Genomic DNA, 15,639 nt, shown 5'->3' on the forward strand with positions numbered 1-15,639 from the left:
AGTGCTGAGCGTAAGTCCCTGATTGTTCAACGGTTGGCTGATTGGGATTTTCCTATGCCGGTCTTGGCCGGTTAACATTGGTGTCTCGCTGAAAATTGCCCCGGGAGGCGTCATGAAGTTGTTTAGAAGTCTTATTTGCCTGATTTTCTTGTTGACCGGCGTCGTTCATGCCGAACAGATCCCGCTCCGGGAGTTCTTTGAGCATCGCCAGTTCGTCGGGATGCAGATTTCGCCGGATGGCCAGAATGTCGCCTTCACGTACGAAGAAGGCACCGAGGTCAAGCTCGCGGTCATGAGTCTTGAGCAGAAGAAGATTCTGTCCAGTTTCTCGTTTGGCGATCAGATGCACGTGCTGAACTTCTTCTGGGGCAATAACGAGCGCGTGGTGATGTCGGTCGGCAAGATCACCGGCAACCTCGACAATTTGGGCCGCCCGACGCATCTTTATGCTGCGAATCTCGATGGCAGCAAGCGTCAACAGATCTTCGAGATGCAGCGCTCCGGGTATCGGTTGCTGAACCGCCTGGTTGGCGACGACCGGCACATCCTGATCGCCAAGCGCCACGCTTTCGATGGCGGTACCGAGCGTGTACACAAGTTGGACATCTATACGGGTGATCTCCAGTTCCTGGCGTCCGAACAGCCGGAGCTTTACAACCCGTATTCAGTCATCGCCGACAACGCCGGCAAGGTGCGTGTGGCGGTTGAGTTTGTTGAAGGTAAGGATATTGATAGCCACCAAACGGTGATTCATGTCCGCAAAGGTGATGTTTGGGAGAAGCTGAGCCTCAAGTCCGAGCGCAAGCAACCACAGTTCGAAGGCATCGGCTTTTCGGCCGACAACAAAATTGCGTACTTCGCCTCTGACTTCGACATGGCCACCAACGCGCGCATGGGCGTGTTCTCGTACGATTTTGGCACCGACGAATTCAAGCTGATTCATCGCGATGACGAAGTCGATATCACCCAGGGCATCTACGGCCACAATGGTGACGTGCTCGGCGTTTATGCCGATAAGGGTCGCGGTGAGCGGCTCTATTTCACCAACAAAGCCGAAGATTCGGTTTTCATCCAATCCGTCGAGCTCGCGTTCAAGGGGCAGGACGTCGCGATCGGTTCGTTTACTCAAGATGGCAAACGGGCGATTGCCTATGTTCGCTCCGACCGGAATCCAGGCGAGTTCTATTTGTTTGACGTTGCCACGATGAAGGCCAAGTTCTTGGCGGCGTCGCTGCCCAAACTCAAGGCGGACCAATTGGCCGAGATGGAGCCGGTGACGATTACGGCGCGCGATGGTCTGAAACTGCATGCCATGCTGACCCGCCCGAAAGACAAGAAGACGGGCCTGCCTTTGATCGTCAACGTGCACGGTGGTCCGTTCGGTCCTTACGACAGCTGGGGCTATGATCCGGAAGCGCAGTTCTTCGCCAGCCGTGGTTATGCCACGCTGCAGATCAACTATCGTGGTTCGGGCAATCGCGGCAAAGACTTCATGGATATGGGGCGCCGCCAATGGGGCCTTAAGATGCAGGACGACGTGACCGATGGCACCAAGTGGGCTATTGAGCAGGGCATCACGGATGCTGATCACATCTGCATCTACGGCGGTAGCTACGGCGGTTATGCCACGCTTGCTGGTGTTGAGAAGGAGCCCGACCTGTACAAGTGCGGCGTTGGCTACGTGGGTGTCTACGACATGGTGTGGTTCCGCGAAGGCGATAACTCCGATGGCGACCGCGGTGGTTCCGAGCAAAAGAAGATGATGAACCAGTGGATGAGCGCCTACGTCGGCGACGACAAAGATGCGCTGCGCGCGGTATCGCCGGTGCACAACGTCAGCAAGATCAAGGCTGATCTGTTCCTGGTTCACGGCAGCAACGACGTGCGCGTGCCAATCGGCCACTTCTATCGCCTGAAGAAAGCGCTGGATGCCATCAAGTACCCGTACGAAGAACTGGTTCGCCCGGAAGGTCACGGCTTCTACCAGGTCGATAACCGAGTCGATCTGTATACGAAGATGTTCGACTTTATCGACGCCCGGATCGGTGCGAGTGCGAAGAAGAAAACCGCTGCCAACTGATTGGCATCGCGATCGCGACCGAGATGACAACGCCGGCCCTGCGCCGGCGTTGTTGTTTGGACCGTTGGCGTCTGAAGCGCTCGAGCGCTATCGTTTGTCAATAGGAGGTGCTCAGTATGAACAGCGATCAAAACCCTGCCATTCGCCAAGCGATCGTATTGGGACCAGGTGGCGGACGTTCGTATCCGATGGGCCGCTTGGATGCCATCTTCAAAGCCGACGGGGCGGAGTCGGCCAATCGGTATTCCATTTCCGAATGGTGGCTGGAGCCGCGGACGCGCGGGCCTGGCGCGCATCGACATGACGAAGACGATGTCTTTTATGTGCTGGAGGGGACCATGAGCTTCCTGCTCGCGGACCGCTGGATCGATGCCGACCGGGGCACATTGGTGCTCGTCCCCGGCGGTACGGTGCACGACTTTGAAAACCGCTCCGATGTTCGCGCTGGGGTCCTGAATGTCTCAGTACCTGGCGGGTTCGAGCCAGAAATGCCGGCGATCGCGCAGTGGTTTCGCGAGCGCCCGGCAAACGAGTCCGAAATCTGAGTGCCGTTCGATGGCGCCTGAATCGTTCGTCCCCATCAAGGGCTGCACGCACGGCTTTGCGTCAAGGTATCGATCCGATGCCGGAACCGGGAGACCTTGCCGTTCGCGTCGAAATGCCATAAGTGCACTTCGTCGCGTTCTTGGACGCGCTTGCCCGTGCGCTTGACGACGAACGCAATGTCGACGAGACCCACTGCGAGTTGGGCATCGCCGAGTATGCGGGTGACTTGAAAGGACTGAATGTCCATCGTGTTGCCGAGCTCTTGAAAAAAGCGCTGGGCGCCGTCCTTGCCGCGCCGCGGTTGCAGCCAGGGGACGTCTGAATCGGGCGCATCGTATTCCCATTCGATGTCGTCGGAAAGTTGCGACAGAATAAAGTCGACGTCGCCGCGACCGAACGCTGCATAGATGGCTTGAACGGTATCAATGGTATGCATGAGGGTTCCCCGTTTGTATCGTTGCCGTGACGCCGGTGGTCCGGCGCGCCTGGTGTCAATACGAGCGCACCAGCCAGTTGGATGCAGGGACTGTTTCTTGTGGGTTGGGCTGCAGTCGCGAACAGGGCTTGCAGTGGGCTTGGTTTGGGCCTGAAGGCCGTCCTACATTTGAAATGGATGCCAGGGGTGGACGCTTGCAGTTCCGGCCGAAACTGCCGAGTGACACGCCGACGATAGTTGTAGACGCACGTTTGGGGTTGCAATTGCGTTCGGCCGCAATGTCGCGTTCCGAATGTGTTGCGAACGCGTCTCTTGCCTGTCGGGCTAATGCCGGGTGGTAGGTGATCGTCTGTGGTGCCATGGGGTCGCCTGCTCCTGCTCCTGAACCTTGCACAGACTCCGATCAACGCATGCGATCGAGGTGATTCACTGCCTCGGGCGCGGCTTGAACCACGCAGCAGGCGAATCCCGCAATTTCCTTAAAGTATTGAGCTTGAGTTGCGCTCACCATTCGCATGGAGTGTGCCGTCCGTGCGGACAAGGAGTGTCAATGTGGCTCCATGAGAAAGTTCTAACCCGAGCCGAAGTCTGGGAATGTCCCACTGGTGAACGCTTGATCCCGCGCCTGGGAATCATGGTCTTGGGACGTGGCGCGTCCCTGGCCTTGCCAATCGGTTGGCTTGGCGTCGTGATCAACTTGCGCGGTTGTGCCCGCGTATCGAGCGAGATTGGTCTGCTGAGCCTAACGGGGCGAAAGTGGTTGGTGACCGATCCCGACCTGCCTACTCACGTGCAGTCGGCCCGCCTCGGTCTCACCATTGTCATCGCAACCAATCCACCGGCCCGGCGCCAGATGCGAGTCGAAAACCGGCTACTGCCCGGAATCGGCGCCTTGCCCAAGGATCTGGCCCAGATGTTGGTGACGCAATTGCGAAACAGTAAGGCGCCAGCACAAGCCTTTTGGCAACGCGATCATCAGGTTCAGAGTGTGATCGAATGCCTCGAACATGCCCAGCGCCCGATTTTTTCGCGACTATCGCGCGTGCCTGGCAAATCCCGCCTGGCGCGTGTAAGAACGCTGGCCCGATTGCAGCGGGCCAGCCTCTATGCGGCCTGCAATACCGACCGACCGGTGCGAGTTGCCGATATGGCCGGTTTGGCGCGGTTTTCGAGCTGGCACTTCTCTCGAACCTTTGCGCGCGTCTATGAGGCGACACCGCTGGAATTTCTGCAAGCCCTGCGTCTTGGCAATGCGCGCGAGTTGCTGTGTCGGCCAGATCTGTCGGCAGGTGAAGTTGCCAATGCCTGTGGGTTCGAAAACGCCAGTGCATTCGCACGAGCTTTTCGGCGGCGTTTCGGGCATGCCCCGAGTGAGATGCGAATGCGCAACGCCGAAAAGTGGCACACGGAGCAGGATGAAATCGCAAATCCGGACGCGCGGCAATCGACGCGTCTGCCTATTTTTGACTGGTGCGATAACGCGCACTTAACAACTGGAGTCTATTCAAGATGCTAGATAATCGATTGAGCCACTCGATCCGGCTCGCACTATTTGCGACGTTCGCGTCTCTGTCTGCCACCGCCCTTGCGCAGGACGACAATCCCGAGTCCGGTGAGCAAACCCTTGAAACCATCGTGGTGACCGGTTCGCGCATCAAGCGTGCCGACATTGAGGGTGCGTTGCCGATTCAAGTCATTGATCGCGCCCAGATCGATGCCTCGGGCGACGTCTCGGTGGCTGAACTGATGCGCGACTCCACGTTTGCCTCGTTCGGCAACTTCCGGCCGCAATCCGGTTCGACCGGCCAGTCCACCTCGGACATTGATCTGCGCGGCTTGGGTTCGCAACGGACCCTGGTCCTGATCGACGGTCGGCGCGTCGCCAAGACGCCGTTCACGGGTGCGAATGCCAACTTGAATCTGATTCCCGTCAGTGCGATTGAGCGAATTGAGATTTTGTCTGATGGCGCATCGGCCATCTACGGTTCGGATGCCATTGGTGGTGTGGTGAACCTGATCACTCGCAAGGATTTCCAAGGCGCTGAGGTCAGCTATACCCGGGGCAATCCTTCGGTCCGTGGCGGTGATACCGAGGTAGGGTCCGCCTCGTTTGGCGCCTCTGGCGATCGCGGGCGCGTTCTGGCAACCGTCTCCTATAACAAGCGTGGCATTGTATTCACGCGCGACCAGATTGGCGGTGACATTCTTGGCGTGTCGTTCTTCGGTAACAACTACCGTCTGCCGAATGCGGCGGGTACTGGCCCGGCGGGCGTCAATCTGCCGCTGCCGGGCTTCAACTGCTCGGGCAACAATTTCTACGAGACGAACCCTGGCGGCCCGGGCAACATCTGCTCGTTCAATTTCAATGCGATTGCCGCCAATGACGCTTCAACCGACACCTCGGCGTTGTTCGTTTCTGGTGATTACCAGATCAACGATAACTGGTCGACCTACATGCAGGCGTCGGTTGCCCGGAACGAATCTTTTGGACGTTATGCACCCACCGCCGGTCAGGTCTTTGTGCCCGAAGGTTCGCCTAACGATCCGGTCCCCGGCGATAATCTGGGCGCCTATGTTCGGCACCGCTTTGCCGCGGTCGGCCCGCGCGACGACACCACCGATGAGAACACCTACGATGTGCTGGTCGGATTCCGTGGACGCCTGGGAGAGACGGTTGATCTGGACGTCGGTGTGCGCCAGTTCGAGGACCAAGGCTACATTCTCGGCCACAACTACATTGTGCGTCGGCTTGCCGAAGCGGCGATTGCCGAAGGTCGATATGACTTGCGTGACCCCTTCGGTTCGGATCGTGAGACCCTGGACTCGATCTCTGCCACGATCAATCGCGACTCCCATTGGTATAGCCGCGAGCTGTATGCCACCGCATCGTTCGAACTCTTTGAGATGGGCGGTGGTGCATCGTCGATGGCCGTAGGTGGCGAATGGCGATCCGAGGACTACGCTGACATTTACGACTCGTTGCAGGCGTCGGGTGAGATCGAAGGTTCGGCAGGCAACTCTGCGGCGGGCACCCGATATGTGCGCAGCGCCTTCTTCGAATGGCTGTTTCCGTTCAGCGATACTTTGGAGTTCACCGTCGCAGGGCGCTTCGATAAGTACTCTGACTATGGCTCTGACTTTGCTCCCAAAGTCGCCTTTCGCTGGCAGCCCATGGATCAACTGACCTTCCGCGGATCGTACGGTGCTGGTTACGCCGCGCCAAGTCTGCCGCAACTTTACACCTCGGCGGCCTTTTCAGCGGACTCAGTGATCGATCTCCGATCGTGCCAGGCAGTCGGTCGGACCGACTGTGCTGCCAACCCGCAGGTGCAGGTTGACGCTACGGTCATTTCAAACCCCGAACTGAAATCAGAGCAGTCGAAGCAGTACTCTTTTGGATTGGCCGCCGATCCCTTGGATTGGTTGAACCTGACCGTCGACTACTACCATACGCAGATCGACGACACGATCACCAATGTCGGACCGCAGACTCTGGTCACTCGGCAGAATCTCGGGATTCCGTTACCAGCTGGCCTGTCGGTTCAGCGCGATCCCACCACGGGCGCGATTGTGCTGATTGTCCGTGGCGCCACCAACGAAGGTGACCTCAAAACGAATGGCGTGGATTTCTCAATTGGCGCCAACTTCGAACTGGGCGCCTTTGGTACGCTGACTAGTCGCCTGCAAGGCACGAAGGTCTTGGGCTGGGAGCTGGATGGCACTGAGTTCGCAGGATCGTTTGGCGCACCGGACTTGCGATTGGGGCTTAACAATACCTGGACCTTGGGCGACTGGTCGGTTGCCTTCAATTCCAATTTTATCGACGGCACCCCCGAGGATACGGTCTCGCCTGCGATTGGAGGCTATACCACGCACGATCTGCAGTTGGTCTGGAAGGCACCGTGGAATGCCACCCTCGCACTGGGTGCCACCAACATCGGCGACAAGTACCCGAGTCTGGACTCCGCATTTCAGGGCCGGCCGTGGAATTTCTACTTGTATGACGCTTACGGGCGCACCCCCTACGTTCGCTACACCCAAACGTTCTAATCCGAACGCCGATGCAAATGAGGGCCGCCGTGGGCGGCCCTCTTCGCCGCATCAGGGTTGCACCGCATTTCGGTGGGCAATCGATAGCTTGCCGGCAGGCTGTGATGGCTATCAAGCATAAGAAGGAACTTAGGCCCAAGCGGCACCTGAGCAGCCTCGATTTGCGGCGGCGCAAGTGTTTCCGATCATTGCAAGATCGGCAAAGTCTTGGCGCATGTTTGGAATCGCTGTTGTGCCGATAGCAGCGCTAACCGTGGCGCGCCGCTTCGTTCCGACACAAATTGCGCTGGCAACGGGTGTCCGTCAAAAGAATGCACCCGTATTGTGCCAGGCTTGCGCAAGCACAATGATTCTCAGGCGCGTCGTGCTCACCTGGCGTTTGGCCGGGGCGGTCATGGCCCATGGCGCGACGACAGTGCGTGGCCAGATCGTTGTCCGATGATGCCGCCAACAACGGCAAACGGTACGCGCATGTTCGAAACGTGCCGCGCGCATCCCGCGCAATTAGGCTACGTCAGGGTTGGGCTTTGCGGACCGAGCCCCTGTCGGAAAAGGTATGAATCCATGGGAAGCACACATTCATTCGAACTTGCGTCGGTTGAAACACTCCTGTTCGAAGGCGGCGGATTCGCGGTAGCCGGCTTTCGCTGCCCGGCCACACATCCACACTTTGCTGGAGCCAGTAATCTTCGCAACTTTTGCTTTGGGCTGCCGAGGCGGTCATCGCGCCTGACTGTCAACGACGGCCCCTGTTTCGTTGCCGATCGCAACACACTGGTACTGCTCAACGCTGGCGACTCCTATGCGCGCCAACGCTGTGGCAGCGACCGGGACGATACCGATGTCGTCGGGATCAGCAGCGATGTGCTCACTGACATCGTCAAGCACGTCGCGCCTGACACGCTGCAGCGTTTTGGCGGGCCGAGGTTTCCGTGCAACGATGTCACGATGCCCCCTTCGCTCTACTTTCAAGGACGCCTGACGTTCGAGCGGCTTCGAAATACTCACGTTCATAAACTGGCCGCCGAAGTCAGGCTGCTCGAGCTGGCGGGAAATGTCGTTGCCACAGCGGCCAATGCGGCTGGTGCACAAATTGATGGAGGCTTTCGTCGAGAGCTGGCGGGACGTCGCGCCCGCGAAGCCGTGCGACAAGTGAAAGAGCTCATGTGTCACTCGGTGCCACAGTGCGTTGATCTGAAGAGCCTCTCCGACGCTGTACATATGTCGCAGTTTCATCTGTGCCGACTGTTTAAGCTGGATACGGGCACATCGATCCACAAGTACTGGCGACAGCTGGTTCTGGCTCAGTCTCTCGCCATGCTCAGCTGTCGTAGCATCGACATCTCTGGAATCGCGCTGTCCCTCGGCTTTGCCGCCCAAAGTCATTTTACGACGGCTTTCCGACAATACTTCGGTGTCACGCCGGGGCAGTATCGTCGCGTTAACATGAATGGGCCGGGCAGCCTTGATGAGGCTCTTGGGAGCGGTTGAGCGGTCATTGCGGCTTGTGCCAAGAGCCCCGGACCTGACCGGATTTTGCCACGTGGCCCATGTCATCCGCCATATTCGTCGAGTGCAGCGTAATGGCTAGCATCGCCATTATCCCGATAGCCGCTCGGGGCATTGCCTCAACTGATCGGCCCAATATTTCTGCCGCAACCTCTGGAGAAAACGATGCCGGCGATCTTATTTGATGCATGGCGTCGGCTACGGCGGAATTCGCGATTAGCTCTGCTGATCGCACTATGCATCGCGTTCGCGGTGGCTGCTGTTGGTGCGACCTTGAGCCTCGTGTACGCGGTCACGATCAAGCCCTTGCCGTTTCCGGACAGCCACCGTCTGATGCGTGTGTGGGTTGCGAATGACCGCGATCAGCGCGTTAACCTGTCGATCCCGGAGCTGCGGGATCTGCAATCCATTGAGGCATTCGACGCCTTTGCAGGTGTGGCGCGTAGCCGCCTGGTCGCCTGGTTCGATGATGGGGCCATGCGACTACGGGGCGAAGCGGTGAGCGCGCGCTACCTGGAATTGATCGGTATTGTGCCGCGCCTGGGACGCGGCTTCAGCAGCACGGATTTCGCCGCAGATGCGCCGGCGGTAGCGATCGTCTCCGACAAGCTCTGGCGAACGCGCCTTGGCGCTGATCCAGCAGTTCTGGGCCGGACCTTGCGCTCCGAAAATCTCAATTTCCAGGTCATCGGAGTAATGCCTCCGGGCTTTATCGGCACCGTCGAAAGTGATGAGGTGGAAATATGGATGCCAATGCCGAAGTACCAGCCTGCGACCTTGATCGACGATCGCGGTGCGCGTCAGTCCTATGCTTTGGCCCGGCTTGCGCCCAATGTCAGTCCCGCAGTTGCAGAGGCGGAAGTCGTGGCCTTGGGACGTGCCCTGACCGAGGCTTACCCTCATGAATACGAGCGGTTTCGCTGGTGGATCGAGCCGGTTGGTGAGAATTGGCGCCGTGGCTTGCGGGCAAACGCTTGGTTGCTTTTTGCGGCTGCTGGGGCGCTCTTGCTGGTTGCGCTGATCAATGTGATCGGACTGGCGCTGGTGCGCGCCGTCGATCGACGGCGCGAGTTTGCTGTACGGAGCGCCCTGGGCGCCTCGGTGCGGCAGATTGCGGTGCTGTTGTTTGCCGAAAACGCGTTGATCGCTGGTGTCGGCGCGGTTGCAGGTGCGTTTGCCGTGCCGCTGCTGCTACACCTGTTTGTCGCGTCCGCGCCCGTGGCTTTGCCGGGCTATTTCGACTTGCGCGCAGATCCGGTGACAGTCGCCGCACTAGCACTCGTGTGTGGTTGCGCAGCGCTATTCGCCGGGCTCGTTCCAGCCTGGCTCACGCACCGCTCGGAAATTCGGCCGGCCCTCAATGACGGCGGTCGCGGACACTCCGGCAATAGTGCCACCCGACGTGCGACGCGAGTGCTCGTGGTCGCCCAGATCTCCAGCGCAGTCTTGCTCCTGGTGGTCAGTGGATTGTTGCTGCGTTCTTACAATGCAATGGCACAGACCGAGCTCGGCTTCCGCACTGATGTTGTGCGTCTGGCTCTGTCGGTGAGCGAGCTCGATCATGGCGGCGCGCCGGCCGCGTTTCGTGAGCGCATTGCAAGAGGTCTGCGATCCGAGCCAGGTGTACAAGCGGTTGGCCTCGTATGGCCAACGTTGCCACCGTGGGATGCCCGGAAGCCGATGTTCCATCATGCCAGTCAAGGGGAGCAACCTGTGGAAGGCGGTCCGCGCATGGGCGGGCATGCCGTTGATCCCGGCTTCTTCGAGATGCTTGGTCTGAACTTGTTGGCGGGTCGGAACATCGGTAGTGAAGACCAGGCCGATACTGCGCCAGTGGTAGTTATCTCGGCGAGCCTGGCGCAACAGTTGGGTGGCGCCGAGCGGGTCATCGGTACCGAGTTGATCAACTTGCTGCCAAATGGCGAGATGCCGGAACGCGCGCGCATCATCGGCGTGGTCAGTGATGTTGCCTGGGACGGCTACGGCGAGCAGGACACGGGCCGCGCAATTCGATGGGACGATCCTGCAGATCCGGCCGCGCATCGGCGTGACGCCTATTACGCGCTCGCACAAGTTCCCTCGACAACCATATCGATCGGTCTGCGCATGCATGGCGATCAGGCACAAGCATTGAACACTTTGAAGCGACGCCTGGGCGAACTGGCACCGCGATCGGCGATTCAATGGGATTCGCTGATGACTGACGAGTTGGCGGTCGAGAACAAAGCACCGCTCTTCGCTGCGATCTTGACTACCGCATTTTCGTTGTCCGCGCTGTCACTGGCGGCGCTCGGTCTATTCGCCCTCGTCGCAAACAGTGTCGCGAACCGTAGCGCCGAGTTTGGCTTGCGCCTGGCGCTCGGCTCAACGCAGGCCCGATTGCTTCGCACTGTGATTGATGAGGGCCTCGTGTTGGCCGTTGTCGGCATCCTTGTGGGCACCATAGCGGCGCTGGCTGCTAGCCGCATGTTGAGTACCTTGTTACATGGAATCAGCCCGCTGGATCCATTGGCCTATGTGACGGTTGCGACCGTGATGCTCATCGTTGCCGGACTGGCCAGTTGGTGGCCGGCCCGACGTGCCGCAGCCACCGAGCCCAGCGCCGCATTCCGAAACAACTAAGGAGGGTCTGAATAAGTCCAGGTGGGCTGCTTCAGGCGCTCCAGAAAGCGTGTGAAAACGGTCGAGTGTGACTGGCTCAACGCGCATCTGCATGCGCACGAGAGTCTCCGATGAGCGGCAGGTGCGGTCAGAAATGCCCGCCGCAGCAAGGTCAGTCTGGCAGACGCATATACCGTGTGCAGCACACCCGCGTTAGCGCAAGAACAGGAAAGCATGGCTCCTGTACCGGTTCATACTCGAAGTCAGACGGTTTCTTGCATAACTGATCGGCGGAAGAGGATAAGTCATGAATCAGGCGCTTCGTCCTGTTGTTTGGGTGCTGATCTTCGGAGCTTTGACGTTTCCGGCTACGGCGGTAACAATTTTCCTGAGATGGCGCGCGGGCTGGCTGGCGACGGAGACGCGCTTGGGCTCGACGAGTCGGTTAATCCGTTCATGGAAATCTCTCGCTCGTCGTCGGCTTGGGCGCGCCCATGCAAACCGGTGCGGTGACCTATCGTCTTGGCGCCAGCTACAATCATCGTGCCTGGGATTTCCAAGCCGTCTGCGTTGGCCCCACTCTTTGCGTGGATCATTCGTATCCGCGCCAGGTCAACAGCGCCGGTTTGGGTTGGATGATCCGCCTCGGGGAACTGTGTCCGCCGTTTCAGCCAAGTGGCGCCGAGTTCACCAGTCCCTGGCCCAACGATTCCCAGCGCGACTTCTTGTTTGGCGATCAGGATGGGACCGAGTACGTGATGAATTGCGATCCGCTGGTCGACAGCGCCTGCAATGACGGCACGCCGTCGCGCTGTGTCTTGGACGGATACCGCATGAGGTTGGATCGTGTGGGCCCGCAGTATGTGGTGCGCTATCCAAACGGCACCGGCGCCAACTCGGAAAAGCGAATCTCTGCGGGCTTAGAAAGCTGAAGTCACATTGTTGCCTTCGCTATATGGGCTATCAGTCGCATCTGTCGGCGGCATCGGCACTACGCGACTCTCAGCGTGAAGTTGGATCTGGGATCGGATCGTTGGCCTCGGCTGCCTTGATCCGGCCATTCCGGCGCAGGGCCTCGCGCAACACGAATTCGATCTGCGCATTCATGCTACGCAGATCGTCGTCGGCCCAACGCTGTATGGCTTCCAGAATCTGCGCGTTGATGCGAAGTGGGTAGGCTTTCTTTTCGCTCATGGCTCACCTGCGCTTGGTCCCGCCTGACTCGATGCGCAACGCGCACCCAATGGGGCGGGACTGCAAGAAACGGCGCTGCCTAGGCAGCGCCGTTCGGTCGATCAGTAAATCGAACCGGCGTTGACAATGGGTTGCGTGGACCGTTCGCCACAGAGCACCACCAGCAAGTTCGACACCATCTGCGCCTTGCGTTCCTCATCGAGTTGCACGACGCCCTTTTCAGCCAATTGCTCCAGCGCCATGTGCACCATGCTGACCGCGCCTTCGACGATCTTGCTTCGCGCTGCGATGATCGCGCTTGCCTGCTGGCGTTGCAGCATCGCTTGGGCGATTTCTGGCGCGTAAGCCAAGTGCGAGATGCGGGCTTCGAGCACTTGCACGCCGGCCGAAGTCAGGCGTTCCTGGATTTCCTTCTGCAAGTGGTCGGCGATTTCCTTGGTGTGGCTGCGCAGCGAGATCGTATGGCCATCGTGCATGTCATACGGATAGCTGGTCGCCGATTGGCGTAGCGCCGCTTCGGTCTGCACGTGCACGAAGTGTTCGTAGCTGTCCACCGAGAACACCGCCTCAGCGGAGTCGACCACCTGCCACACCACGATGGCACCGATTTCGATCGGCGAGCCTTCCAGGTCATTGACCTTCAACTTGCTCGATTCGAAGTTTCGAATGCGGAGCGACACCAATTGCTTGCTGTAGAACGGATTCGCCCAACGCAGGCCCTCGTTGCGCACGGTGCCCTTGTAGTCGCCGAAGAGCTGAATCACCGCTGCGGTATTGGGCTGCACGACGAAAAACCCGAACCAACACAGAAACACGCCGATCGCCAAGGGGATTCCGAGCAGAATCAGTTTCAGTATGAACACGACGGGGATGCTCAAGGTGACAAGCAGCAGCACGAGCAGCATCGGAATGCCCGGCAGCGTCGACAGGGGACGTTCGGAAATGTGGGTATTGCTCACGGCTCACTCCTGGATGAACGGATCACAACGATATCAAAACGATATCTTGCGCGCAAGAAAGCGACCGAGTCAAGCTCTGGCCTGAGTGCGTTTATTGTGGAATTTCGAACATGCGAGCCGTTATTTTGGGGTTGCTCGGATATCTTGCGCTGGTCGACAGTTCCGACGCTGCGGCCTTGGAAACGCTCTGGAGCCAGTCCTATGGGCTTAACCAACCGGGATACGCTGGGGTGTTGTCCGTAGACCTTGACGGTGACGGAAATGACGAGGCGGTCATCACCGGCAACGACGAGCCTGGATTTGATCCGACGGGAATTGATCTGCTCGCCGTGTTGGACCGCGATCCAACCAGCCCGAGTCGGTTCCGGATTGGAACCTATCGGCGTCTGGGGCCGGGTGCCGACATCCTGGGCAAGATTGTCCGGTACCGACCGGTCAATGCGAGCGCGGACCGCGTCTTGGTTTCGGTGATCGCGTCAGGTCAGGCCACGCTGCTGCAATTTGCGGGCCCGGATCTGCATCTGGAGACATCGGTGCCGTTGCCAAGCGGATTTCAGTTGAATGGGGTTGGCGATGTTGATGCCGACGGCACCCTTGACGGCTACGGCTGTTATTGTGCGGGCGGCCAGTTTGGCGTCGTGGGTACCATTTCATTGCAGACTGGCGCCGCCACCTATGTCGGTACCGAGCAGGCCAATCGCGTTGGGGCCGGCCAGCTCGACAGTGACCCTGCACTGGAGCTGATTCTGGCAAGCAACTGGACTATTAGTGGCCGAGTCATGGACGGCGCCAGCCATGCATTTGACGCAGTCGATCCGGTGGGTTTTCACGGCGAAGTGCTGGTTGGCAATTTCATCGGCGGCCCTGACATCCAGGAATTCTTTATTTCGGCCGGTCCGGTCGGCGCCCGCCTTTATAGCTTGACACCAAGCTTCGGGGCGGTGCGTGACATCAGTGCGGGGCAGTTGTATTCGCTGACAGCTGCGGACCTGGATGACGATGGGATTGATGAATTGCTCACCGGTGATCGCAAGTACGCGGGGGTCAAGGTTTATGACACGACAACGGGCGACGAGATCGATAGTTTCGTCAACGCTAACTATGGCGTGGATGCGCTGACGGTCGGCAACTTCAACGATCAGCCCGGTCTGGAACTGTTGATCACGGGCGGGCTTGGGACGACGCAACGGGACATCGTCTATGTCTATGACGTCACCAGCACCGAGGCCCGATTCAGACAGAATTCGTCCTGGCCTCCAGAGATCGACCTGGCGCTCGCAGATCTTGATCAGGACGGTTCACTCGAGGCCATTTATGAGCACGTGGATTCCAAGACCACACCAACTGGCAGGGAGCTCTTTATTGCCAACGCGTCCGATGGCGCCTTGTTGCGTTCGCAAGAGTTCCATTACAACGACGTTGGCGCTTATGGCGGTGTGCGGATGCAGGCCGCCAATCTTGACGCCGATCCGCAGGCCGAGATCATGATCAGCACGGGCCTGTCCGACAGCACGCACGTGCGAGCGATCGATAGTGTGTCGCTGAGCTCGCAGTGGGGCTTCGACTACAACGGCTTCAACAATGACATGCACGACATGGCGATCGTGCCTCTGCCAAACCAGGCGCCGCGTGTGGTGCTGGCCATGCGGTACAACACGGTCGGCATGGGTGACAATGGCAACATGATGTGGTTCTCGACCGTCGTTGGGCAGAGCGCCCCAGGTCACCTAGCGACCGGCAACGTCGATTCCGATCCAGATGCGGAACTGGTCTGGGCCAGTGGGTCGTGGTTGATACTGCAAGAGCTCACAGACGGGGCGTTTCTGCGTCTCTTCGACGTCGGTGCGCCTATTCTGGACGTTGGCGTTGAGACCATTGATGGGCAATGCCGACTGGTCGCGATGTTTGCCACCGAACTCGTCCGCTATCGCTGCAGCGATGGCGTCGAGCTGTCGCGGCGGCAATATGGTGGTGTGGTTGCACAGGCCATCGCGGTGGTCACTGATTCCGAAGGCCCGCTGGTGTTGGCTGCCGGTGATCGGGTGTACATCCGGGGGCATTCGGACAATCTCGCCGTCTCCGAGCCGCTGGGGCGGGACGTGGGCATCAACAATCAAATGGCAGTAGCGAAGCACGACAACAAGATATGGGTGTTCGCGGCGAGTCGGGATTCAGTTCATATGCTCCGGCACAATCTGGTGGACTTCGCCGACGGGTTTGAGGCGCCGTAGTGGGACGCTGACGGGCGCCTCTTGCGGCGCGAG

At 59.1% G+C, this 15,639-nt stretch carries 10 protein-coding genes and 1 pseudogene; 8 read left to right on the forward strand and 3 right to left on the reverse strand.

Annotated elements, in window-relative coordinates:
* Positions 1 to 112 precede the first annotated feature (112 nt).
* The gene (locus C7S18_RS01710; protein ID WP_106889913.1) at positions 113 to 2,080 is read left to right on the forward strand and encodes an alpha/beta hydrolase family protein; all 1,968 of its coding nucleotides are present in this window, start codon (positions 113 to 115) and stop codon (positions 2,078 to 2,080) included.
* Between the two features lie 116 nt (positions 2,081 to 2,196).
* On the forward strand, positions 2,197 to 2,625 hold the full coding sequence (locus tag C7S18_RS01715) for a cupin domain-containing protein (RefSeq protein WP_206207957.1): 429 nt from the start codon (positions 2,197 to 2,199) through the stop codon (positions 2,623 to 2,625).
* Between the two features lie 35 nt (positions 2,626 to 2,660).
* Here the strand turns inward: C7S18_RS01715 and C7S18_RS01720 are convergent, their stop codons facing one another.
* A complete protein-coding gene (locus C7S18_RS01720) occupies positions 2,661 to 3,062 on the reverse strand; it encodes a nuclear transport factor 2 family protein (protein ID WP_106889914.1) in 402 nt (133 codons plus the stop codon).
* A gap of 550 nt (positions 3,063 to 3,612) precedes the next feature.
* Between C7S18_RS01720 and C7S18_RS01725 the strand changes: the two genes are divergently transcribed.
* The 5 genes from C7S18_RS01725 to C7S18_RS01745 all read left to right on the forward strand — a co-directional run bounded on the left by C7S18_RS01725 (position 3,613) and on the right by C7S18_RS01745 (position 12,154).
* On the forward strand, positions 3,613 to 4,578 hold the full coding sequence (locus C7S18_RS01725) for a helix-turn-helix transcriptional regulator (RefSeq protein WP_106889915.1): 966 nt from the start codon (positions 3,613 to 3,615) through the stop codon (positions 4,576 to 4,578).
* Entirely contained in the window at positions 4,572 to 7,112 is a 2,541-nt protein-coding gene (locus C7S18_RS01730; protein WP_106889916.1) for a TonB-dependent receptor plug domain-containing protein, read from the forward strand. Before C7S18_RS01725 ends, C7S18_RS01730 begins: the two co-directional genes overlap by 7 nt.
* Before the next feature lie 438 nt (positions 7,113 to 7,550).
* Positions 7,551 to 8,603, forward strand: a complete 1,053-nt coding sequence (locus C7S18_RS01735) for a helix-turn-helix domain-containing protein (protein WP_146151709.1) — start codon at positions 7,551 to 7,553, stop codon at positions 8,601 to 8,603.
* A gap of 183 nt (positions 8,604 to 8,786) precedes the next feature.
* Positions 8,787 to 11,243 carry an ABC transporter permease gene (locus C7S18_RS01740; RefSeq protein WP_106889918.1) on the forward strand — a complete coding sequence of 819 codons (2,457 nt, stop codon included), beginning with the start codon at positions 8,787 to 8,789 and terminating at the stop codon, positions 11,241 to 11,243.
* A 473-nt stretch (positions 11,244 to 11,716) separates the two neighbouring features.
* Entirely contained in the window at positions 11,717 to 12,154 is a 438-nt protein-coding gene (locus C7S18_RS01745) for a hypothetical protein (protein ID WP_106889919.1), read from the forward strand.
* A gap of 70 nt (positions 12,155 to 12,224) precedes the next feature.
* Here C7S18_RS01745 and C7S18_RS01750 read toward each other — a convergent pair whose 3' ends face one another.
* Positions 12,225 to 12,416: a type II toxin-antitoxin system antitoxin gene (locus C7S18_RS01750; RefSeq protein ID WP_106889920.1), complete on the reverse strand. Its 192-nt coding sequence runs from the start codon at positions 12,414 to 12,416 to the stop codon at positions 12,225 to 12,227.
* A gap of 101 nt (positions 12,417 to 12,517) precedes the next feature.
* Positions 12,518 to 13,195 (reverse strand): annotated as a pseudogene (locus tag C7S18_RS01755) (SPFH domain-containing protein); the annotation flags it as partial.
* Between the two features lie 290 nt (positions 13,196 to 13,485).
* Here C7S18_RS01755 and C7S18_RS01760 point away from each other — a divergent pair.
* Positions 13,486 to 15,606, forward strand: coding sequence for a hypothetical protein (locus C7S18_RS01760; protein ID WP_106889921.1), 2,121 nt, complete (start codon positions 13,486 to 13,488; stop codon positions 15,604 to 15,606).
* The last annotated feature ends 33 nt before the right edge of the window (positions 15,607 to 15,639 follow it).

Source organism: Ahniella affigens (genome assembly GCF_003015185.1).
Classification (GTDB): Bacteria; Pseudomonadota; Gammaproteobacteria; order Xanthomonadales; family Ahniellaceae; genus Ahniella; species Ahniella affigens.

Coding starts and splice junctions, on each gene's coding strand:
- C7S18_RS01750 (WP_106889920.1), bottom strand. CDS start 12,416: ATGAGCGAAAAGAAAGCCTACCCACTTCGCATCAACGCGCAGATTCTG.
- C7S18_RS01760 (WP_106889921.1), top strand. CDS start 13,486: ATGCGAGCCGTTATTTTGGGGTTGCTCGGATATCTTGCGCTGGTCGAC.
- C7S18_RS01720 (WP_106889914.1), bottom strand. CDS start 3,062: ATGCATACCATTGATACCGTTCAAGCCATCTATGCAGCGTTCGGTCGC.
- C7S18_RS01735 (WP_146151709.1), top strand. CDS start 7,551: ATGATGCCGCCAACAACGGCAAACGGTACGCGCATGTTCGAAACGTGC.
- C7S18_RS01715 (WP_206207957.1), top strand. CDS start 2,197: ATGAACAGCGATCAAAACCCTGCCATTCGCCAAGCGATCGTATTGGGA.
- C7S18_RS01725 (WP_106889915.1), top strand. CDS start 3,613: ATGTGGCTCCATGAGAAAGTTCTAACCCGAGCCGAAGTCTGGGAATGT.
- C7S18_RS01730 (WP_106889916.1), top strand. CDS start 4,572: ATGCTAGATAATCGATTGAGCCACTCGATCCGGCTCGCACTATTTGCG.
- C7S18_RS01740 (WP_106889918.1), top strand. CDS start 8,787: ATGCCGGCGATCTTATTTGATGCATGGCGTCGGCTACGGCGGAATTCG.
- C7S18_RS01710 (WP_106889913.1), top strand. CDS start 113: ATGAAGTTGTTTAGAAGTCTTATTTGCCTGATTTTCTTGTTGACCGGC.
- C7S18_RS01745 (WP_106889919.1), top strand. CDS start 11,717: ATGCAAACCGGTGCGGTGACCTATCGTCTTGGCGCCAGCTACAATCAT.